The sequence below is a fragment of the Rhizomicrobium sp. genome, from assembly GCA_037200385.1.
Lineage (GTDB): Bacteria > Pseudomonadota > Alphaproteobacteria > Micropepsales > Micropepsaceae > Rhizomicrobium.
The window spans coordinates 1,200,382-1,221,576 of record JBBCGL010000001.1 but is presented as its reverse complement, the minus strand read 5'-3'; the positions used below and the strand labels follow the sequence as shown (position 1 = coordinate 1,221,576).

Sequence of the window (21,195 nt, the reverse complement as noted above, 5' to 3'; positions counted from 1 at the left end):
CGTCAGACGGCCAGCGTCCGGTCGGCGAGGAACGCCTCCGCCTCGCTCACCGCCTCGGGCGTGCCGACATGGATCCACACGCCGTCCAGCCGGACGCCGAACATTCGGCGCTTTCCGATCGCGACGTCCCACATCCGGTTGGTCGAGAACCCGCCCGCCGGTGCGCCGTCGAACAGCCGCGGATGGACGATCTGCACCCCGGGATAGGCGAAGGGCGACAGCCGCCCCTCGTCGACCCGGCTCAGCGCCCCGTCCGCCGCCATGTTGAAATCGCCCGGCCCTTCGAAGCCCAGCGCCGTCGTCATCGCCGCCATCAGCAGCAGCGCATCCATCGTCTCGGGATCCCAGCGCGCCACCATCTGCTCGAGCGCCGAGCCGACATTCTCGACCCACACCGTGTCGGAGTTCATGATGTAGAACGGCTCGCCGCCGAAATGCGGCAGCGCCTTGACCACGCCGCCGCCCGTGCCGAGCAGCGCATCGGTCTCTTCCGAGAACACGATCTCGATGTCGTGCCGCCTGGCGAGGTGATCCTTCACCATCTGCGCCTTGTAATGCACGTTGACGACCGCGAAGCGCACGCCCGCCGCCACCAGCCGGTCGAGCGCGTGGTCGATCAGCGTCTTGCCCGCCACCATCACCAGCGGCTTGGGTTTGTCGTCGGTCAGCGGCCGCATCCGCGTCCCCAGCCCCGCCGCCATGATCATCGCGCGTATCGGTCTCATGGCGCCGCTCCTGTCGGCATCCCGCGTTTTTCCGGCGGAATGGTCCTGTCGTACCATGCTTTGAGGCCGGCGAGCGCCGGATGCGCCAGATCGCGGTTGAGATAACCCCACACCCGCGGCAGATAGGCGAGATAGCGGGCCTTGCCGTCACGCTTGTGCAGCCGGGCGAAGATCCCGGCGATCTTGGCGTTGCGCTGTGCCGCCATCACCGCCATCTCCCCGCGATAACGTGCTTCGTCGAGCGGCGTGCCCTGCGCCTTCATGCTTTCCAGGTAATGCGCCGTCGTCGCCGCGGCGATGTCCGGCGGCACGTCGCGCCGCGCGTCCTCGACCAGCGAGATCAGGTCATAGGCCTTCGAGCCCGCCACCGCGTCCTGGAAATCGATCAGCCCGACCCGCGCCACGCCCTTGCGCTGCGGCAGCCAGAGCAGGTTCTGCGCATGGTAGTCGCGATGCACGAAAACGGAATCCACGGCCAGCGCCCCGGCCAGCGCGGCGCGCCACAAGGCGCGATGCTCGGTCACTTCGTCCGGGCGCGCGGCGCGCCCCAGCGCCACCGGCATGAACCACTCGGTCAGCAGATCGACCTCGGCGAGTTGCGCGGTCTCGTCATAGGCATGCAGATGCTTGTCGGGCGGCAGCACGGCTGGCGCCCGGTCCGCGTGCAGCGCCGCCAGGACCTCCGCGGCTGTGCGGTAGAGCTCCGCCTCGTTGCCGCCATCGACGACGTCGGCGAACAGCCCGTCGCCGAGATCTTCGAGCAGCACGAAGCCGAGCTTGGGATCCGCGGCCAGGATCTCCGGCGCGCTGAGCCCCCGCTTGCGCAGATAGTTCGAGGCCGCGATGAAGCGGCCGGTATCGGCGCCCGCCAGCCGCGCCACCGCGTTGTAGCCCAGCGCACGGCGCTCGTCCGGCGTCGCATCGGCCGGCGCCGCCGGCGTCTCCGTCCCCTGCGGCTGGTCCATCAGCATCGCCTTGCGGCCGTTCATCGCCAGCCGCACATAGCGCCGCGTCGAGGCATCGCCGGGCAGGGGCGCGCGCACCGCGTCGCCCCATCCTGCGCCCGCCAGGAACACGTCCCTCTGTTCGCCGCGCTCAGCCATGCCCGGCATCCGCCATCGGCTCGGCCCAGCGCGCCGGCCCGCTGATCTTCGCCCGCCGTCCGCCGCCCAGGATCGTGAGCGCGACATGCAGGCGGTCCGGGGGCAACCAGGCCAGCGCCCGTTCGGGCCATTCGATCAGCGCGGCCCCATCGTCCAGCGCCTCGTCGAGCCCAAGCCCATCGACGTCCTCCGGCTTCTCGATGCGATAGAGATCGTAGTGCCGGATATTCAACGTCGCGGTCTCGTAGGACCGCATCACCGCGGCAGCCCGGCGCGTCGCCTCCTCGTCGACCCCCAGGGCGTGCAGAATCGCGTGCGCCAGCGTCGTCTTGCCCGCACCGCGATCGCCCTCCAGCGCCACCGCGTCGCCGACCCGGAGGGATGCGGCAATCCGCGCGCCCAGCGCCTGCGTCGCGCCGAGCCCGGGCAGCGCCATCGTCTGCTCAAAGCGTTGGGAATCTAAGGACATGCGTCTGTTCTAGCCCGCCCGGGCCTGCCGCTCAACGCGCCACAAGCTGTTGATTTGGCAAGGGTGTTCGGCCATGTTCGCCGGCCAAACCGGGGCGATTATGTCCGAACGCATCGTCATCATCGGCGCCGGCCAGTCCGGCGCCCAGGCCGTCGCGACGCTCCGCGCCGAAGGCTTCACGGGCACCATCACGATGGTGGGCGACGAGCCCTTCGCGCCCTATCAGCGGCCGCCGCTCTCCAAGGCCTATCTGATGGGCACGATGGATCGCGACCGGCTCTTCCTCAAGCCGGACGCCTTCTACCGCGACGCACAGTGCGAACTCATCCTCGACGTCGCGGCGACGAAGATCGACCGGAACACCAAGACGGTTCATCTCGCCGATGGCCGGAGCCTCGGCTACGACAAGCTCCTGCTCGCCACCGGCAGCCGCGTGCGCAGGATCAAATGTCCCGGCGCCGATCTTCCAGGCATCCACTATCTGCGCGGCATCGCGGATGTCGATGCGCTGCGCGACATGTTCACGGCCGGCAAGACGCTCGCCATCGTGGGCGGTGGTTATATCGGTCTCGAAGTCGCCGCCGTCGCGGCCAAGCGCGGCATCGATGTGACGGTGTTCGAGGCGATGGATCGCCTGATGGCGCGCGCCGTCTCGCCTCCGGTCTCGGACTTCTACGAAAAGGTCCACCGCGACGCGGGCGTGAAGCTGCTGCTCGACACCGGCGTCGAGGCCTTCGAGGGCGATGGCAGGCTCGAAGCGGTTCGCGCCGGCGGCGCCCGCCACCCCGCCGACGTCGTGCTCGTCGGCATCGGCATCCTGCCCAATGACGAACTCGCGCGTCACGCCGGTCTCGGCTGCGAAGACGGCATCGTGGTCGATGAGAAGTCGAACGTCACCGGCGATCCGGCGATCTTCGCCGCCGGCGACTGCACCCGGCATGTCGGCCGCGAGGGCACCGCGCTCCGCCTCGAATGCGTGCAGAACGCCATCGACCAGGCCAAGCACGCCGCGCTGCAGATGCTGGGCAAGCCCAATGTCTATCGCGAAGTGCCTTGGTTCTGGTCCGACCAGTACGACCTCAAGCTCCAGATCGCGGGTCTCGCGCGTCCGACCGACCATATCGTGCTGCGCGGCGATCCGGCGGCGCGCAAATTCGCGGTCTTCCATCTGCGTGACGGCGCCGTCGCCGCGGTGGAGGCGATCAATGCCGCGCCGGAATATCTCGTCGGTCGCAAGCTCATCGCCGACGCGGCGAAGATCGCGCCTGAGCGCCTCGCCGACACGACCATCCCCATGAAGACCATCGCCTGAGCGGAGCCTGCATGCCCAAGATCAAATACATCGAACACAACGGCAAGGAGCACGAGGCGGAGGTCCCGGCCGGCTGGTCCGTGATGGAAGGCGCCGTGAAGAACCTGATCCCCGGCATCGACGCCGATTGCGGCGGCGCCTGCGCCTGCGCCACCTGTCATGTCTTCGTCGACGCCGCCTGGCTCGACAAGCTGCCGAAGAAGGACGACATGGAAGTCACCATGCTGGACTTCGCGCCCGACGTCGAAGCCAACAGCCGGCTGTCCTGCCAGATCAAGGTCACGCCGGAGCTCGACGGCCTGGTCGTGCGCATGCCCAAAAGCCAGCACTGACGTTTCTTCCCCCGTGGTGACGGGCGAGGGGATCATATCGCGCAGCGGGTGGAGCGGGCGCGCCTACTCCCCGCCGCGCGCGATGCTGCCGCCGCCGCTCACGGCCTGGTGCACGTCGGCCTGGCCCCAATAGAGGATATGGCCGCCGCCATTGACCGCCGCGTTCAGCGCGCCGTTCGCCGTAACCTGGACATGTCCGCCGCCATTGACCGCGGCATTGACGCTTTGCGCCGATACCGCGCGGCCGTCGACCGAGCCGCCACCGGCGATCGCCGCATCGAATTCGCGCTGTGCGGGAAAGCCGCTCTCGAGCCGGATCGCACCGCCGCCCTTCACCGCCACAGCCTCGATCTGCGGCACGACGATCTCGATGGCGAGATCGTACTGGTGCGGGCAGCGGTCGTTGCAGGCTTCGATGACCAGCGTGCCGTCCGGTCGGACCTCCAGCGTGGTGAATTCGGTGCTGCCCTTGACCAGCGTGACGCTCTGCGCCGCGCCATGCCGCACCACGATCTGTCCGCCGCCTTCGAGCTGGATGGCGCGGAAAGGGCCAAGCGGCACGCTCTGGCCGGCGAAAGCGGGTATGGCTGCGAGGCAAAGCGCGGCGGCGAAGAAGGCGGTCTTGGCACGGCTCATGGAAGCTCCGGATTCGTCGACTGGCGCGGCAAGCCTAAGCTCGTGCCGCTAGTTTGGCCGCATCGCGATCCGGCGGGCCCGCCATGCGGCGGCGCTGCGCGTCGCGCCTAGCGTCCCGGCGCGGCCCGAAACGACAGCAGCGCGCAGGTTCCGCCGTCGGCCTTGCCGTTGAGCACGAAGCTCGCGCCGTGCAGCGCGGCGAGACGCGTGACGAGGGCAAGGCCGAGCCCGGTTCCCGCATGGCCGCGGTCCAGCCGGCAGTCGACCTGGCCGAAGGACGACAGGGCGAGCGGAATGTCCTTCTCGTCGATGCCGATTCCGTTGTCCTCGACGACGATGTCGATCATGCCGTCCGCCATGCCGGCGCGCAGGATGACGGCGCCGCCCTGCGGCGTGAACTTCACGGCATTCGACAGCAGGTTGACGAGCATCTGCCGCGCCCGCCTGCGGTCGACCGCCAGGAGCATGTTCGGCGGCGCGATCTTCGTCTCCAGGGCAATGACCTTCGCGGCTGCCTGCGGCCGCACCGCGACGAGCGCTTCGGCCACCAGCTCGTCCAGCGGCACGGTCTCGAACTGCAGCGCCTCGGTGCCGGCCTCGAGCCGCGCGATGTCCAGGATGGTGTTGATCAGGTTCAGCAGATGCTTGCCGCTGCTCAGGATGTCGCCGGCGAATTCGCGCCGCTTGGCGTCCGTGATCGTCCGCAGCCCGTCCGTACACAGAACTTCCGAGAAGCCGATGATCGCGTTCAACGGGGTGCGCAATTCGTGGCTCATATTGGCGAGCAGCGCCGATTTCGCCCGGCTCGCCGCCTCCGCCTGGTCCCTGGCCAGGCGCAACGCCTCGTCCTGCAGCCGCCGCTGCGTCAGATCCCGCGTCACCTTGGAGAAGCCGACCAGCGTGCCGTCGGCGTCGTGGATCGCGCTGAGCGCCACATGGGCCCAGAACCGCGTGCCGTCCTTGCGCACCCGCCAGCCATCCTCGACGAAATGGCCGTCGCGCGCCGCCTGGAGCAGATGCTGGTCCGGGTCGTCCTGTGCGATCGCCTCTCGCGGAAAGAAGACGGAATAGTGCCGCCCGACGATTTCGGCGGCCGTGTATCCCTTGTTGCGCTCCGCTCCTTGGTTCCAGGTGAGCACATGCCCCGCCGGATCGAGCATGAAGATCGCATAGTCCTGCACGGCATCCACGAGCTTCTTGAAGAGAAGCTCGTCCGACGATGTCGACACGGGCCTGACGGCGGCAGAAGCGTTACGCATACGCAGTACCTCAATGGCAAGCATAGAACGTCCACGTAAACGAAAGTTTCGGGTCGGCGGATCACCAGCCGCGCGCCGCTTCCCGCTTCGGCACATCTTCTGTGCCGGTGCGGGAATTGCGGCCGGGTTCCCGGCGGTCCTTGAGTTCCGTATGCGGAAATATCCGCGCAGCCTCGCCTAGGCCGTCTTCTTCTCGCCCGGCGCAACCGGCTGGTCGTGGATGCGGCGCGGGAAGTGGCAGCGCACCAGCGTGCCGTCCCCGCTCTCGATCTCGACCCAGCCGTCATGCAGCTCGACGAAGCGGTTCACCAGCGCCAGGCCGAGCCCCGCGCCGGCGCGCTGGCCCGAGCGGTGCTTGGAGGCGAAGCGCTCGAATACATTCGCCTTCACCTCGGGCGCGAGGCCCGGCCCGGTGTCGCCGACCGCGATCTGCACGTCCTCGCCGGCGATCGCACCGGTGAGCGTGATCGTTCCGCCCGCCGGCGTGTATTTGAACGCGTTGGACAGCAGGTTGTAGATCACCTGCGAAATCCGCCGCTCGTCGCCGAGGAACAGGCCGGCATCCGGCGCCACCTCGACCTTGAGCGTGAGATCGAGCTTCGCCGCCCAGTCGCGCGCCGTCGCCGCCACGCTCTCCAGCAGGGCGTGCAGGTCGATGCGTTCGAGCTCCAGGCGCAACGCGCCGCTCTCGATCAGCGACAGGTCGAGGATGTTGTTGATCAGGTCCTTCAGCGTGTTCGAGCCGCTGACGATGTCCTGCACATAGCCTTCCTGTGCCGGGTTGAGCCTGCCCGGCAGGCCGCTCGCCAGATGCTCGGCGAAACCCAGGATGGTGTTCAGCGGCGTGCGCAGCTCGTAGGAGACGTGCTTGATGAAGTCGGACTTCAGGTTGTCCGCCGCCTCCAGCGCCTCGTTGCGTTCGCGCAGCGCGTTCTCGATCCGCGCCCGGTCGGTCACGTCGGCGAAGGTCACCAGCGTCGCGCCGTCTGGCAGCGCCGACAGGGTGAGCGACAGGATCGTATGGTCGTTGCGCTCGATCTCGCCCCAGTCGCGCCGCGTCGGGGCGCCGGAGACGAGGCTCTGGATCAGCCTTTCCCACACCGCCTCGTCGCCGAATTTCTCGGCGCAGGCCGCGGCGATCGCCCGCACATGCGGCTCGCCCGCGACGTCTTTCGGCTCGAGCTCCCAGATGCCGAGGAAGGCCGCGTTGTGCAGCTTGAGCTTGCCGTCCGGCCCGAACACCGCCACCGCCTCCTGCAGCGTGTCGAGCGTCGCCGATTGCACCTTGGTGAGCGTCTTGTAGGAGCTCTCCAGCGCCAGCTTCTCGGTCACGTCCTCGTAGAGGAAGGTGAGACCGCCGAACGGATGCGGCTGCGCCACCACGCGCAGCGTCTTGCCGCTGGGCACGTGCCACAGATCCTCCGACGGATAGTCGCGCGGATTGTCGTAGAGCGCGAGCCGCTCGCGCTTCCACGCCTGGTAGTCGCGCTGCTCGGGCAGTTTGCGGTCCTCGCGCAGGCGGTCGAGGATCTCGCCGTCGCCGGGATGGCTCTCCAGCCATTTGTCCGGCAGATCCCACAGCCGCGCGAAGGCTTGGTTGAAGAAGGTCAGCCGCCGGTCGCGCCCGAAGATCGCCACCGCCGTCGCCAGCTTGTCGAGCGTGTCGGCATGGGCGTCGACATGCTGCTGCAGCCGCGCCTCGGCCGCCGCGACGTCGGTCACGTCCAATGCGCTGCCCACGATGCCCGCGCCGTCCAGCGGCGTCTCGGTGAAGACCAGCGCGCGCCGCTGCCCGGCGATCACGGCGAAGCGCCGCGCCTCATAGGCGGCGCCTTGGCTGCGCGCCGTCGCTGCCAGGTCGCGCTCCGAGCGGTCCAGCGACGCCTGCGCCGCCACCGCGGCTTGCGCATCCTTGGCGCCGGCGGCGCTCAGGAAGCTGCGATTGCCCCAGACCAGCGACAGCGTCTTGTCGCGTAGCCACACCGGCACGGGCAGCGCATCGAGCACCGCCTGGAAGTCGATGCCGCTCCTGGCGACGACCGCCGCCTGCTCGATCCACACCGCCGCCATGCCGCCCACCGCGCGGCCGCGCAGCGCGAAGGCGCGGCCGTCCTTGTCGTGTCCGGTCAGGGTGAAGCCGGCGCCGCGATCCGAAAGATCGTCGAGCGCCTGGCTCACGACCGTCGCATCGGGTCCCGCCAGGCAGGCGTCGAGCATGCTTTCCGCGCCGCCATAGGCGATCGGCGGTGTGCCGTCGCGGCCCCACACGATCAGCGCCTCGCGTCCGGCCTGCAGCAGCGCATCGCGCTCGCCCACCGCCGCCCGTGTCCGCGCCCCCGACTGGCGCAGCGCCCGCCGCAGCTTGCCCGCGCGGTTCTGCTCCGCCAGCGCCCACAAGGCCGCCGCGATCGCGAGCGCCAGCGCTCCGGTCGTCACGGCACCGAGCACGAGAATCTGCTGCGTCGTCGCGAGGTCGGGCGCGGCGAGAGCGGGGCTGGGTGCAAGCAGGAATCCGGTCAGCACGGCGCCCAAGGCGCGCGATCCCCAAAATCCTCCCCTGATGCCAGGGCGCTTGTTTTGTCCCTTGCTGGGACCCATCCCGGCGCTTCCCCGATTCGAGTCAACAGCGACGAATCACTGTGGAATCAACATGATACGGAGGCCAGAGAGCCGCAAGAGAATGTGGTTAAGAAAGTGTGAAAATCCAAATATGGGACTGCTCACAACATTTTGCGGCAAATTCCAATTTCCGAGTCAAATCAGCCGATTACAAAGTCCGGGTACGGAGAATCGAATCGCGCGCCATCGGCTGGCACGAATTTTTATCGTCATCTTTCAATGCTTAAGGCGAAATTCAGCATGCGGCCGAGCGCTTGGACCGCCATCCTAATCGTGGTGCTCGGCATCCGGCGGCACGCAAACCCAGTCGTGGCGTCGGATCTCGTAGACCGAGACGGTCGGCGGCGGAAATTTCGGATCGGCGAAGGCGCCGACCGCGACCGCCACGACGTCCGGCATTTGCGGCATGTCGTAATGCACCGTCGAGCCGCAGGTCGGGCAGAAGTGGAAGTTGGCCGTGCTCCCGCTGTCCCCGGTCCGCACATAAATGGTCGCCGTGCCTTCGAAGGTGACCCGCGCGCGCGGCCAGCGCGCCTGCACCGCGAACGGCGCGCCGGACCGCTTCTGGCAGGCGAGGCAATGGCACATCGAGATCCGGACCGGCTCGCCCTCGCAGGTGACGCGCAACTGGCCGCAGGAGCAGGTGGCGGTGCGCGTCGCCATCGTCATTCCCCGTCCAGCGCCTTGTGCAGGAAGACCGTGCTGGCGACCGGCGTCTCGTAATAGGCCGGGATATCCTTGAAGCCGAGCCCGCGATAGAGCGAGAGCGCGGCCTGCATCGTCGACAGCGTGTCGAGGCGCATCGCGCTGTAGCCCATGCGCTTGCCTTCCGCGATCGCCGCGGTGGCGAGCAACCGGCCGGCGCCGGTGCCGCGCGCGCGGTCGCGCACATAGAGCCGCTTCATCTCGCAGAACGCCGTGCCGTGCAGCGGCCGCACCGCGACGCAGCCGACCGCCTCGCCGTCGATCTCGGCCAGCAGCAGCACGCCGCGCGGCGGCGCATAGGCGCCGGGGAGGGATTCGAGCTCGTCCTCGAACCCCTGATAGCCGAGGTCGATGCCCAGCCCGCCGGCATATTCGCGAAACAGCGCGACGATGGTGTCGGTGTCGTCGAGATCGGCGTGGCGCAGTTGGACGGAAACCATCGGCTCGCCTCAAACACTTCGGGCGGCACTTTGAAGGTGCCGCCCGATCGCTTCAACTAATACCGGTAGTGATCCGGCTTGAACGGTCCGGCTTGCGGCACCGAGATGTATTCCGACTGTTTGTCGGTGAGCGTGGTCAGCTTCACGCCGATCTTCTCCAGGTGCAGCCGCGCCACCTTCTCGTCCAGGTGCTTGGGCAGGGTGTAGACCTTCTTCTGGTACTTGCCCTCATTGGCGAACAGTTCCATCTGCGCCAGCGTCTGGTTGGTGAACGACGCCGACATGACGAAGGACGGGTGCCCCATCGCGTTGCCGAGGTTCACCAGGCGGCCTTCGGACAGCAGGATGATCCTGTGGCCGTCGGGGAATTCGACCTCGTCGACCTGCGGCTTGACGTTGCTCCACTTGAGATTGCGCAGGCCCGCGACCTGGATCTCGGAGTCGAAATGGCCGATGTTGCAGACGATCGCGCGGTCCTTCATCGCCCGCATGTGGTCGACCGTCAGCACGTCGACATTGCCGGTCGCGGTGACGAAGATGTCGGCGCGGGGCGCGGCGTCTTCCATCGTCGTGACCTCATAGCCTTCCATCGCGGCCTGAAGCGCGCAGATCGGATCGACTTCGGAGACCATGACGCGGCAGCCGGCCTGGCGCAGCGAAGCGGCGGAGCCCTTGCCGACGTCGCCGAAGCCCGCGACCATCGCGACCTTGCCGGCCATCATCACGTCGGTGCCGCGGCGGATGCCGTCGACCAAGCTCTCGCGGCAGCCATAGAGGTTGTCGAACTTCGACTTGGTGACGCTGTCGTTCACGTTGATGGCGGGGAAGAGCAGCTTGCCGGCCTTCTCCATCAGATAGAGGCGATGCACGCCGGTGGTGGTCTCTTCCGAGACGCCCTTGATGCTGGCCGCGACCTCGGCGAACCAGCCCTTCGGCTTCTCCTTCAGCAGGCGCTTGATGAGGGCGTAGAAGACTTCCTCTTCCTCGTTCTCCGGCTTCTCGAGGAAGGCGACGTCGCCCTTCTCGGCGCGCAGGCCGTGATGGACGAGCATGGTGGCGTCGCCGCCGTCGTCGAGGATCATGTTGGGATAGCCGCCGCCGTGCCATTCGAACAGCTTGGCGGTGTAGTCCCAGTAGTCCTTCAGGCTCTCGCCCTTGATCGCGAAGACCGGGATGCCGGCGGCCGCGATGGCGGCGGCGGCATGGTCCTGCGTCGAGTAGATGTTGCACGACACCCAGCGGATGTCGGCGCCGAGCGCCTTGAGCGTCTCGATCAGCACCGCGGTCTGGATCGTCATGTGCAGCGAGCCGGCGATGCGGGCGCCCTTGAGCGGCTGCGCCTTGGCGAACTCGGCGCGGGTGGCCATCAGGCCGGGCATCTCGACTTCCGCGATATTGAGCTCCTTGCGGCCCCATTCGGCGAGCGAGATGTCCTTGACGACGTAGTCCTGTGCGGCGGTCATGAGATTCCTTCGAGCGAAAGCGAGCGCGATATAGCAGCGGCCCGGCAGAGCCGCAAGGAGGATATAAAGAAATCTACATATCTTTATTCAGATGCCCTATGTGGGCTGAATTTCACTTTTTTTGAATTCAATTCGGTCCCTCCACCGCTGAGAACATATAGAGAACGAATGTGCCTGGTTGCACGGCTCGCGTCAAGCGACGAGGCGGGGCAAAGTACAGGTGTGTCCGTGCTTCTTGACCAACCCGATTTGATTACACCCGCGCGCAGCCGGCGGCTGGTGTTTGGCGCCGGACCCCGCGTCGCCATCCTCAATGCCCGCGGCGCGCGGTTCGAGGGCGGTGGGGACGAGCCGGAGCTATCGCTCAAATGGATTCCGCAGGGCCTCGCACGCTATCGCAGCGAGGGGCATCGGTTTGCGCTCAAGGGCAATGCGCAGCTGCTGCTCAACCGCGGGCAGGCCTATCGGCTGGATATGCGCGAGCCGTCGGAGAGTTTCGTGGTGTTCTTCGATCGCGTCCTGGCGGATGCGGCCTGGGCTGCGCTCAGTGGGCGTGCGGAGGCTTTTCCCGAAGTGCCCAGCGTGGCGGGGCCGAGCCAGGCGGCGTTGCAGCGCGGCCTGGCGCAGCTTCGCGCGGAGTCGTGGCGGGTGCAGTTGGATGGCGCGCTGCTGCGCGAACAGGCGCTGACCTTGCTTGGCGACGTCGCAGTGCTGGCGCGGCAACGCCGCCGCATGGCGCAGGCGCTGCCGGCGATCCGGCGCAGCACGCGCGAGGAGATCCTGCGCCGGGCCGCGCGGGCGGAGAGCTATCTGATCGAGGCGCACCAGGGTGCGACTCTGGAAGGTGCGGCAGCGACCGCGGCTCTGTCGCCGTTCCACCTGATCCGCGTCTTCCGCGCGGCTTATGGAGAGACGCCGCTGGCTTGGGCGGCAGGGCGGCGGCTGGAGAGTGCGCGTGATACTTTGCTGCTGACCGGCGACCCTGTGGAAGAGATCGCGCGGCGCGCGGGCTATGAAAGCCGAACCGCTTTCGACCGAGCCTTCCGCCGCCGCTTTGGCGCGACGCCGGGGCAAATTCGCAATTCCGGCAGATGAGATTTGCTCGGCGCCGGATTAACCTTGCGGCGTGCTGAGGGGAATGACGTCATGACCGCCGATTTGTTTACGCTGGCTGCCGCCGACGGTGTTCCAGCGCTGGACGTTGCGTTGAAGGGCGCCGACCTGACGCGGTTGCACAATGCTGATGGCGAGTCGCTCTATCGTTTCGCGCTGTTCCACGGGCATGCGAAAGCGGCCGAGGCGATCAAGCGGCATGGCGGACTTGGTCCGCACGACGCGGCGCTGGCGGGCGATGCGGCGCGGGTGGAGGCGTTGGTCGGGGCGGCGCCCTGGACCATCGATCTCCTTTCGCCCGACGGCTGGACCACACTGCATCTCGCGGCGTTCGTCGGCAATGACGCCGCGGTCGAGACGCTGCTCGCACTCGGCGCGAATGCGCGGATCATGGGCCGTGCCTTCGAACAGAACCTGCCGATCCACGCGGCCTGCGCCGGCCGCCGCATCGGCAAGGCCGCGATGATCAAGCTCATCGCCGCGACCGGCGATCCCGATGCGAAGCAGAAGCAGGGCTACACCGCGCTGATGATCGCCGCCGCCAACGGCTTCGACGCCGCGGTCGATACGCTGCTCGAGGCGGGCGCGGACCGGTCGCTGGCCCAGGGCGACGGCAAGACCGCCGGAGACATCGCCCGCGAACGCGGTCATGCGGAACTTGCCGCGCGACTTGCCTGACGCGGAACCGCTTTGCCGCGCGCCGGTTCTCTGTCGAGAACAGGAGACGCGTCATGACCGACATCGCCAAAGCCCGCATTCTGATCATCGCCACCAACGGCTTCGAGCAACTGGAACTGGAGGTTCCGCGCGACCAGCTTCGCGCCAAAGGCGCCAAGGTCGACGTCGCCACGCCGGACGGCAAGGCGATCATGGGATGGGACCGCAAGGATTGGGGCCGCCCCGCCGCCGCCGATCTCAAGATCGCCGATGCGAAGATGGAGGACTATACCGCGCTGGTCATTCCCGGCGGCGTGATCAACCCCGACAAGCTGCGGGTCGACGACGATGCGATGAAGGTCGTCAAGGCATTTCTCGCGGCCGGAAAGGTCGTCGCCGCGATCTGCCATGGGCCATGGCTGCTGGTGCAGGCCGGCGCGCTGAAGGGCCGCCAGGCGACGTCGTTCAAGTCGATCCGCAGGGACGTCGAGAACGCCGGCGCGACGTGGCTCGACGAAGAGGTCGTGGTCGACAACGGCATCGTCACCAGCCGCTCGCCCGAGGACCTCGATGCGTTCGTCGGCAAGATCGTCGAGGAGGTGGAAGAGGGCAGGCACTACCGGCGCGAAGCGGCCTGAGGCTCATTCTTCGCCGAACTTGGCCTCGATCAGCGCCAGGATGGCGGTCAAGGCCTCGGCGGAGTCCACGCCCTCCGCCGTCACTTCGATCTCGCTGCCCAGGCTCGCCGCCAGCATCATCAGGCCCATGATCGAGCGCGCGTTGACGCTCTGGCCGTCCTTCGCGATGGTGATGTCCGACTCGAAGCGCGCCGCGGCCTCCACGATCTTCGCCGAGGCGCGCGCATGCAAGCCGCGCTTGTTGGTGATCTTGGCGATGGCGACGCGGCGTTGCGGCTCGCTCATTCCTTGGCGACGCCCGCCAGGTCGGCCGAGCCGGCGCGCATGTATTTGCGGCCTGCGGCGATCGCGAGCTTCACCGCTTCGTCCAGCGGCAGCTTGTTGCGCACGTCGATCAGCTTGATGAGGCTGGGCAGGTTCACGCCGGCGAGCACTTCGATCTTGCCGCGCTCCAGCACGGTGAGTGCGAGGTTGCACGGCGTGCCGCCGAACATGTCGGTGGCGATCACCACGCCGCGGCCGCAATCGACGGATTTCGCCGCGGCGGCGATCTCGCGCTGGCGGCGCTCGATGTCGTCCTCCGGTCCGATGCAGACGGCGCGCAGATGGGTCTGCGGCCCCACCATATGTTCCATCGCGGCAATGAATTCCTGCGCGAGACGGCCGTGGGTGACGAGTACGATACCGATCATGAGAGCCCCTATATGGCGGCACGATAGCAAGGTTCAAGTGGCGGAACAGGCATCAATTGTGCTTGACAGCGCGGCGGCCGAGGCGAAGCGCCAGGATGACCTTGTCCGCCGCCGAAGCCTCGAACGCATTGACGGCGATCAAAGGCGGCGGCGCGGCCAGCTTAAGCGCCATATCATAAGATTTCCCCTCCGGCAGCCGCTCGACAGGGGCCGACAGATCGACCGCCAGCGCGATCGTCGCGGCGGCCGCATGCGGCATTTTGGTGATGCCGATGCCGCGCACCTCCAGGAGGCCCGCGATGGCCTTGGGCGCGCGGGCGACGAGCCGGCCCTGCACCACGGCGAGGTCGCAGCGGTCGTCTGCCACCAGCACGGCGCCGCGGCCGATCAGGCGCAGCGCGAGGTCGGATTTTCCCGCGCCGCTCTTGCCGAGCAGCAGCACGCCCTTGGTTCCGAAGCGGACGCAGGTCGCATGGATGTTGAGCGGCTTTGTCATTCAGCGCACCAGCGGCAGTTCCACGACGAAGCGCGCGCCGCCGTTCTCGCGGTTCTCCGCCCAGACCCGTCCCGCGGCACTTTGCGCGATCTGGCGCGCGATCGAGAGACCGAGGCCGGAATTGTTGCCGAAATTGGCGTGCGGCCGCTCCGTGTAGAAGCGTTCGAAGATGGTCTCCAGATTGTCGGGCGGGATGCCTGGTCCGTCGTCTTCCACCGTCACGCGCGCGACGCCGCCTTCGGCTTTCGCCGACACCGTGACGGTCCTGCCTTCCGGGGTGAACGACACCGCGTTGTCGATCAGGTTGCGGAACACCTGGCCCAAGCGCTCGTCGCGTCCCAGTACGCGCGCCTGCGGCGGAAGGTCGACGGCGAGCTCGACGTTCACGCCCTTGGAGATCTCGGTGAAGCGGTAGACCTCGACGATGGTTTCGAGCAGATGCGCCAGGTCGACGCGCTCGCTGGTCTCGCGGCTGAGCTCGGCATCGAGGCGCGAGGCGTCGGAGATGTCGGTGATCAGCCGGTCGATGCGCTTGACGTCGTTGCGCACGATGCCCATCAGCCGCGCGCGCTGCTCGTCCGTGCCGGCCCGCGCCAGCATCTCCACCGCGCTTTTCAGCGACGTCAGCGGATTCTTCAGCTCATGCGCCACGTCGGCGGCGAAGCGCTCGATGGCGTCGATCCGGTCGTAGAGCGCCCGCGTCATGGCCGACAGGCTTTCGGCCAGATCGCCGATCTCGTCGCGGCGCTCTTCCATAGTGGGTATCGTGGCACGACCGGCATGGCCGCCGCGCACCTCGTCCGCCGCGCGCGCCAGGCGCTGGATCGGTTCGGCGATGAACCGCGCCAGGAAAAGCGACGACACCACCATCACCGCAACGGCGACGAGGAACACCCGGATCAGGGTCGCCCGCTCGTCGCGCAGGATGTCGTCGATATCGCCGCCCTCCGTCGAGACCAGCAGCACGCCGTAGATGGCCTTGAAACGCTGCACCGGCATGGCGACCGAGAGCACGAGCTTGTTGTGCTCGTCGACGCGCTCGGCCGAGGCCACGTCGCCGCCCAGCGCCGTCGTCACCTCGCTGTAGACGCGGCCGTCGTCGCCGGCCTCGAAATAGGGATCGATATGCGTGAACGGCCGCACCCCCATCACGCCCTCATAGAGCCGCGAGACGTCGGCCTTGAAGCGGTCCCACCAGTCGAGCGGCGGCAGGTCCTCGACCTGCACCACGTTGCGCGCCAGGAGATAGCGGGTGTCGATCAGCAGATGCCCGTTGGTGTCGTAGAGGCGGGCGCGCAGCCGCGTCGGTGCGATGGTCTGGCGGAGCAGGGGCTTGGCCTGGCTCACATAGACCATGTGGTTGAACTCGTCGGTGGAATATTCGGCGAGCGTGCTGGCGACGATCTGGGCCTGCTGCTGGATGCCGCTGAGCCGTTCGTCGACCAGGCTGGCGCGGTTCCACTGCACCGTCAGCACGCCGGCGATCAGCACGACCAATGCGAAGCCGTTGAACAGGAGGATGCGCCGCGTCAGCGCGGAGAAGCGCGGTCGCGGGGGCATCGCGGTGGCCATGTTCAGGCGTTACGCCTCGCGGTAGCGATAGCCGACGCCATACAGCGTCTCGATCGCGTCGAAATCGTCCGCGACCACTTTGAATTTCTTACGCAGCCGCTTGATGTGGCTGTCGATGGTGCGGTCGTCGACATAGACCTGGTCGTCATAGGCGGCGTCCATCAGGCTGTCGCGGCTCTTCACGAATCCGGGACGCTGCGCCAGCGCCTGGAGGATGAGGAATTCGGTGACGGTGAGCCGCACCGGCTTGCCATCCCAGGTGCATTCGTGGCGCTGCGGATCGAGTGCCAGCTTGCCGCGCACCAGTGCTTCGGTCTTGCCCTCCGGTCCCGGCGGCAGGCCCTTGTTGGCATCGGCGCGGCGCAGCACGGCCTTCACGCGCTCGAGCAGCAGGCGCTGCGAGAACGGCTTGCGGATATAGTCGTCGGCGCCGGCATTGAGGCCCATCAATTCGTCGATCTCCTCGTCCTTCGAGGTGAGGAAGATGACCGGCAGGTCGGCGGTCTGGCGCAGGCGGCGCAGCAGCTCGAGCCCGTCCATCCGCGGCATCTTGATGTCGAGGATCGCAAGATCGGGCGCATTGGCCGACAACGCCGTCAACGCCGAGGCGCCATCGGAGAACGTCCGGACGTGATAGCCCTCCTGCTCCAGCAGCATGCTGACCGAGGCCAGGATGTTCTTGTCATCGTCGACGAGTGCGATGTTCGCCATGATTCGAGGGCCCTTGCAGCAAGGTCCAGTATAAGCCCGTGTCCGGCAAAGCAAAGCGGGCGCCGCCGCGGCGGCGTTTGCGATCGCGCGAACGATACCCGCGCGAGCCCGTTCGCGATGCGTTCCAGGGAGTGTCAGCGCGCATCTCGGGCGCCGGGCCGCGGCTTCGGCGGAGCGACGCCGGCCGCACGCGCCGGAAGAGGGCGGCGAACCGCGCATCTTCCGGCAGCGCGGTCACACGAATTCGACCTTGAGGATTTCGTAGGAGCGCGCGCCGCCCGGCGTCGAGACTTCGACCGTGTCGCCCTTGCCCTTGCCGATCAGCGCGCGCGCGATCGGCGACGACAGCGAGATCTTGCCGCGCTTCACGTCGCTCTCGACGTCGCCGACGATCTGGTACTTCCGCTTCTCGTCGGAATCCTCGTCGACCAGCGTCACGGTGGCGCCGAACTTCACGGTCGAGCCTGTGAGCTTCGACACGTCGATCACTTCGGCGCGGCCGATCTGGTCTTCCAGCTCCATGACGCGGCCTTCGATGAAGCTCTGGCGCTCCTTGGCCGCGTGATATTCGGCGTTCTCCGACAGGTCGCCATGCGCGCGCGCCTCGGCGATCGCCTTGATGATCTCGTGGCGGTCGATGTTCTTGAGCTGGTTCACCTCGTCCTCGAGGTGCTTGTATCCAGCGGCGGTCATAGGAATACGTTCCATGGCACAATCGTCCTGCTATCGGCAAAGATGCTCCGCCCGGACCCGCCTTGGCAGGGACGCCGGCTGCGAAGTCTGAGGGTGTATCTATTAAATCCTTGTTACGCCTTGGTTTTACCGTCCCATACGGGGGCGCCAACCGGTAAATAGTAGGACCGGTAGAGCCCGACTTCAAGGGTTGGGCTTAGGCGTAGCTCTGCAAGGACCGCACGTCGAGGTCGCCATGCTGCAGCGCCGCGATTGCTTCCGCCGCCGCCGCGGCGCCCGCCATGGTCGTGTAATAGGGCACTTTGAGCGTCAAGGCGGTGCGCCGGATCGACATCGAGTCGGTCAGCGCCTGGGCGCCGTCGGTGGTGTTGAACACCAGATGGATCTCGCCGTTCTTGAGCGCGTCCACGACATGCGGGCGGCCCTCCAGCACCTTGTTGATCCGCTTCACGGCGACGCCCGCCGCTTCCAGCACATCGGCCGTACCGCGGGTGGCGAGGATGTCGAAGCCCAGGGCGCTCAGGCGCCGCGCCGGCGCGATCGCGAAATCCTTGTCGGCGTCGCGCACCGAGATGAAGACGCAGCCGCTCAAGGGCAGCTTGAGGCCGGCACCGATCTGGCTCTTGGCGAAGGCCCGGCCGAAATTGGCGTCCAGCCCCATGACCTCGCCGGTCGAGCGCATCTCGGGCCCGAGGATCGGGTCGACACCGGGAAAGCGCGCGAAGGGCATCACGGCTTCCTTCACGGCGATGTGCGGCGACTTCGACGGCGTCAGGTCGAAGCTCTTGAGCATCTCGCCCGCCATCACGCGCGCCGCGATGGCGGCAACCGGCAGGCCGATCGCCTTGGCGACGAACGGCACGGTGCGGCTGGCGCGCGGGTTCACCTCGAGCACATAGATGTCTTCGCCCTGCACGGCATATTGCACATTCATCAGGCCGCGGACCTTGAGCGCGCGGGCCAGCGCGATGGTCTGGCGCTCGATCTCGCGCAGCGTCGCGGGCTTCAGCGAATGGGGCGGGATGGCGCACGCCGAATCGCCGGAATGCACGCCGGCCTCTTCGATATGCTCCATGATTCCGGCGATGAAGACGTTTTCCTCGAAGTCGCAGATGGCGTCGACGTCGACCTCGGTCGCGTGGTGCAGGAAGCCGTCGATCAGCACCGGGTTGTCGCCCGAGATGCGGAACAATTCGCCGGATTGCACCTGGGTCTTCAGATGCGCCTCGTCGGCGCACACCACCATGCCGCGGCCGCCCAGCACATAGGAGGGACGCAGGATCACCGGATAGCCGATGACGCGGGCCGCCGCGATGGTCTCTTCGGCGGTCATCGCGGTCGCGTTGCGCGGTTGCTTGAGCGCGAGGTCGTGGAGCAGGACCTGGAAGCGCTTGCGGTCCTCGGCGAGGTCGATGGCGTCGGCGCTGGTGCCCAGGATCGGCACGCCTTCCTCGACCAGCGTATTGGCGAGTTTCAGCGGCGTCTGGCCGCCGAACTGCACGATGACCCCGGCGAGCGTGCCCTTGGACTGCTCGACGCGCACGATCTCCAGCACGTCCTCCGCGGTGAGCGGCTCGAAATAGAGCCGGTCGGAGGTATCGTAATCGGTCGAGACGGTCTCCGGATTGCAATTGACCATGATGGTCTCGAAGCCCTGCTCGGACAGCGAGAACGCCGCATGGCAGCAGCAATAGTCGAACTCGATGCCCTGGCCGATGCGGTTCGGACCGCCGCCCAGGATGATGATCTTCTTCTTGTCGGACGGCTTGGCCTCACACTCGGCCGTGCCGTCGAACGGCGTCTCGTAGGTCGAATACATGTAGGGCGTGAGCGCCGCGAATTCCGCAGCGCAGGTGTCGATCCGCTTGAACACCGGATGAACGCCGAGGGCCAAGCGGGCGGCGCGCACGGCCTTGGCATTCGTTTCGGTGAGCGTCGCGAGGCGGGCATCGGAGAAACCCATCTGCTTGAGACGGCGCAGGCCGGCTGCGTCCTTCGGCAGCCCGGCCGCGCGAACCTGCGCCTCGACGCCGATGATCGCTTCGATCTCGCCGAGGAACCAGGGATCGTATTTGGTGATGGCGTGAATTTCGGCGAGCGGAAAACCCAGGCGCATAGCCTGTGCCGCCACCCGCAGCCGGTCCGGCGTGGCCTGTCCGAGCGCGGCGCGGATCGTGTTCTCGTCGTTCTCCAGCGCGATCTCGTCGAAACCGGTGAGGCCCGTTTCCATCGAACGCAGCGCCTTCTGGATCGACTCCGCGAAGGTCCGCCCGATCGCCATCGCCTCGCCGACCGATTTCATCGCAGTGGTGAGGAAAGGCTTGGCGCCGGGAAACTTCTCGAAGGCGAAGCGCGGAATCTTGGTGACCACGTAGTCGATGGTCGGCTCGAACGCGGCCGGGGTCGCCTGGGTGATGTCGTTCTGCAGTTCGTCGAGCGTGTAGCCGACCGCCAGCCGCGCCGCGACCTTGGCGATGGGAAAACCCGTCGCCTTCGAGGCGAGCGCGGAGGAGCGCGAGACGCGCGGATTCATCTCGATGACGACCATGCGGCCGTCGACGGGATTGACCGCGAACTGCACGTTCGAACCGCCGGTCTCCACCCCGATCTCGCGCAGCACCGCGATGCTGGCGTTGCGCATGCGCTGATATTCCTTGTCGGTCAGCGTCAGGGCCGGGGCCACGGTGATCGAGTCGCCGGTGTGAACGCCCATCGGATCGACGTTCTCGATCGAGCAGATGATGATGGCGTTGTCGTGCTTGTCGCGCACGACCTCCATCTCGTATTCCTTCCAGCCGAGCACGGATTCCTCGATCAGAACCTCGTTGGTCGGCGAGGCTTCGAGGCCCTGGGCGACGATCTCGTAGAATTCTTCGCGGTTGTAGGCGATGCCGCCGCCGGTGCCGCCCAGTGTGAAGGACGGCCGGATGACGGCCGGCAGCCCGACCAGCTTCAGCGCGTCCTTGACCCGCGCCGCGGATTCAGCGGCCAGCTCCATGATCGCCCCGCCGCGGCTGTCATACATGAACTCGCCATAAGGGTCCTTCTTGTGGCGCAATTCGCCTTTCAGCGTGACGCCCTTGGGGACTTCGAGGCCGATCTTGATCATCGCCTCGCGGAACAGCTCGCGGTCTTCCGCCTTGTCGATCGCGTCCGCCGAAGCGCCGATGAGCTCGACCTTGTATTTTTCGAGCGCGCCGCGCTTGCGCAGCGACAGCGCGGTGTTGAGCGCGGTCTGGCCGCCCATGGTCGGGAGCAGGGCGAAGACGCGGCCCTCCGGCACATTGGGCCGCTCCCGGGCGATGATCTGTTCGACGAACTCTGGCGTGATCGGCTCGATATAGGTCGCGTCCGCCATGCCCGGGTCGGTCATGATCGTGGCCGGGTTCGAGTTGACCAGCACCACGCGATAGCCTTCGGCGCGCAGCGCCTTGCAGGCCTGGACGCCGGAATAGTCGAACTCGCAGGCCTGGCCGATGACGATCGGCCCCGCGCCGATGATCAGGACCGTATGGATGTCTGTACGCTTGGGCATCTCATCTCGCGCGCGCGAGCCTCTG

At 67.2% G+C, this 21,195-nt stretch carries 21 protein-coding genes; 5 read left to right on the top strand and 16 right to left on the bottom strand.

From position 1 onward, the window contains the following. Positions 1 to 2: 2 nt before the first annotated feature. From WDM91_05980 to tsaE, 3 genes are read right to left on the bottom strand one after another with little or no spacing between them, the layout of a single operon-like run. Positions 3 to 725 (bottom strand): nucleotidyltransferase family protein, encoded by a 723-nt coding sequence (locus WDM91_05980; GenBank protein MEI9994122.1) that lies wholly within the window; start codon positions 723 to 725, stop codon positions 3 to 5. Then, entirely contained in the window at positions 722 to 1,828 is a 1,107-nt protein-coding gene (locus WDM91_05975) for a phosphotransferase (GenBank protein ID MEI9994121.1), read from the bottom strand. The genes WDM91_05980 and WDM91_05975 overlap by 4 nt, the downstream gene beginning before the upstream one ends. Next, complete coding sequence (gene tsaE / locus WDM91_05970) at positions 1,821 to 2,297, bottom strand: tRNA (adenosine(37)-N6)-threonylcarbamoyltransferase complex ATPase subunit type 1 TsaE (GenBank protein MEI9994120.1); 477 nt, start codon at positions 2,295 to 2,297, stop codon at positions 1,821 to 1,823. The genes WDM91_05975 and tsaE overlap by 8 nt, the downstream gene beginning before the upstream one ends. Positions 2,298 to 2,397: 100 nt before the next feature. Between tsaE and WDM91_05965 the strand changes: the two genes are divergently transcribed. Next, positions 2,398 to 3,609 (top strand): FAD-dependent oxidoreductase, encoded by a 1,212-nt coding sequence (locus tag WDM91_05965; GenBank protein ID MEI9994119.1) that lies wholly within the window; start codon positions 2,398 to 2,400, stop codon positions 3,607 to 3,609. 11 nt (positions 3,610 to 3,620) lie between these two features. Beyond that, positions 3,621 to 3,941 (top strand): 2Fe-2S iron-sulfur cluster-binding protein, encoded by a 321-nt coding sequence (locus WDM91_05960; protein MEI9994118.1) that lies wholly within the window; start codon positions 3,621 to 3,623, stop codon positions 3,939 to 3,941. A 63-nt stretch (positions 3,942 to 4,004) separates the two neighbouring features. Here WDM91_05960 and WDM91_05955 read toward each other — a convergent pair whose 3' ends face one another. The 6 genes from WDM91_05955 to ahcY form a co-directional block, all read right to left on the bottom strand. Continuing rightward, the gene (locus WDM91_05955; GenBank protein ID MEI9994117.1) at positions 4,005 to 4,577 is read right to left on the bottom strand and encodes a DUF2807 domain-containing protein; all 573 of its coding nucleotides are present in this window, start codon (positions 4,575 to 4,577) and stop codon (positions 4,005 to 4,007) included. A gap of 107 nt (positions 4,578 to 4,684) precedes the next feature. Then, a complete protein-coding gene (locus WDM91_05950; GenBank protein MEI9994116.1) occupies positions 4,685 to 5,836 on the bottom strand; it encodes a PAS domain-containing sensor histidine kinase in 1,152 nt (383 codons plus the stop codon). A gap of 177 nt (positions 5,837 to 6,013) precedes the next feature. Further along, positions 6,014 to 8,359: a PAS-domain containing protein gene (locus WDM91_05945; protein MEI9994115.1), complete on the bottom strand. Its 2,346-nt coding sequence runs from the start codon at positions 8,357 to 8,359 to the stop codon at positions 6,014 to 6,016. Positions 8,360 to 8,722: 363 nt separating this feature from the next. Further along, the gene (locus WDM91_05940; protein MEI9994114.1) at positions 8,723 to 9,118 is read right to left on the bottom strand and encodes a GFA family protein; all 396 of its coding nucleotides are present in this window, start codon (positions 9,116 to 9,118) and stop codon (positions 8,723 to 8,725) included. Positions 9,119 to 9,120: 2 nt separating this feature from the next. After that, complete coding sequence (locus WDM91_05935) at positions 9,121 to 9,600, bottom strand: GNAT family N-acetyltransferase (protein MEI9994113.1); 480 nt, start codon at positions 9,598 to 9,600, stop codon at positions 9,121 to 9,123. A gap of 56 nt (positions 9,601 to 9,656) precedes the next feature. Then, positions 9,657 to 11,063 (bottom strand): adenosylhomocysteinase, encoded by a 1,407-nt coding sequence (gene ahcY, locus WDM91_05930; GenBank protein MEI9994112.1) that lies wholly within the window; start codon positions 11,061 to 11,063, stop codon positions 9,657 to 9,659. 228 nt (positions 11,064 to 11,291) lie between these two features. Between ahcY and WDM91_05925 the strand changes: the two genes are divergently transcribed. Genes WDM91_05925 through WDM91_05915 form a run of 3 tightly spaced genes read left to right on the top strand, consistent with a single transcriptional unit; the run spans position 11,292 to position 13,471 of the window. After that, positions 11,292 to 12,158 carry a helix-turn-helix transcriptional regulator gene (locus WDM91_05925; protein MEI9994111.1) on the top strand — a complete coding sequence of 289 codons (867 nt, stop codon included), beginning with the start codon at positions 11,292 to 11,294 and terminating at the stop codon, positions 12,156 to 12,158. A 51-nt stretch (positions 12,159 to 12,209) separates the two neighbouring features. Continuing rightward, positions 12,210 to 12,854 (top strand): ankyrin repeat domain-containing protein, encoded by a 645-nt coding sequence (locus tag WDM91_05920; protein ID MEI9994110.1) that lies wholly within the window; start codon positions 12,210 to 12,212, stop codon positions 12,852 to 12,854. 53 nt (positions 12,855 to 12,907) lie between these two features. Beyond that, positions 12,908 to 13,471: a type 1 glutamine amidotransferase domain-containing protein gene (locus tag WDM91_05915; protein MEI9994109.1), complete on the top strand. Its 564-nt coding sequence runs from the start codon at positions 12,908 to 12,910 to the stop codon at positions 13,469 to 13,471. A gap of 3 nt (positions 13,472 to 13,474) precedes the next feature. On the opposite strand, the gene WDM91_05910 is transcribed toward WDM91_05915, so the two are convergent. The 7 genes from WDM91_05910 to carB all read right to left on the bottom strand — a co-directional run bounded on the left by WDM91_05910 (position 13,475) and on the right by carB (position 21,170). Beyond that, positions 13,475 to 13,756, bottom strand: a complete 282-nt coding sequence (locus WDM91_05910) for an HPr family phosphocarrier protein (GenBank protein MEI9994108.1) — start codon at positions 13,754 to 13,756, stop codon at positions 13,475 to 13,477. Next, complete coding sequence (locus WDM91_05905; protein ID MEI9994107.1) at positions 13,753 to 14,163, bottom strand: PTS sugar transporter subunit IIA; 411 nt, start codon at positions 14,161 to 14,163, stop codon at positions 13,753 to 13,755. The genes WDM91_05910 and WDM91_05905 overlap by 4 nt, the downstream gene beginning before the upstream one ends. 52 nt (positions 14,164 to 14,215) lie before the next feature. Continuing rightward, positions 14,216 to 14,659 carry an HPr kinase/phosphatase C-terminal domain-containing protein gene (locus WDM91_05900; GenBank protein ID MEI9994106.1) on the bottom strand — a complete coding sequence of 148 codons (444 nt, stop codon included), beginning with the start codon at positions 14,657 to 14,659 and terminating at the stop codon, positions 14,216 to 14,218. Then, a complete protein-coding gene (locus WDM91_05895) occupies positions 14,660 to 16,219 on the bottom strand; it encodes a stimulus-sensing domain-containing protein (GenBank protein ID MEI9994105.1) in 1,560 nt (519 codons plus the stop codon). 21 nt (positions 16,220 to 16,240) lie between these two features. Next, entirely contained in the window at positions 16,241 to 16,942 is a 702-nt protein-coding gene (locus tag WDM91_05890; GenBank protein ID MEI9994104.1) for a response regulator transcription factor, read from the bottom strand. Positions 16,943 to 17,176: 234 nt separating this feature from the next. Beyond that, on the bottom strand, positions 17,177 to 17,650 hold the full coding sequence (gene greA, locus WDM91_05885) for a transcription elongation factor GreA (protein MEI9994103.1): 474 nt from the start codon (positions 17,648 to 17,650) through the stop codon (positions 17,177 to 17,179). Between the two features lie 181 nt (positions 17,651 to 17,831). Further along, positions 17,832 to 21,170, bottom strand: coding sequence for a carbamoyl-phosphate synthase large subunit (gene carB / locus WDM91_05880; protein ID MEI9994102.1), 3,339 nt, complete (start codon positions 21,168 to 21,170; stop codon positions 17,832 to 17,834). Positions 21,171 to 21,195 lie beyond the last annotated feature (25 nt).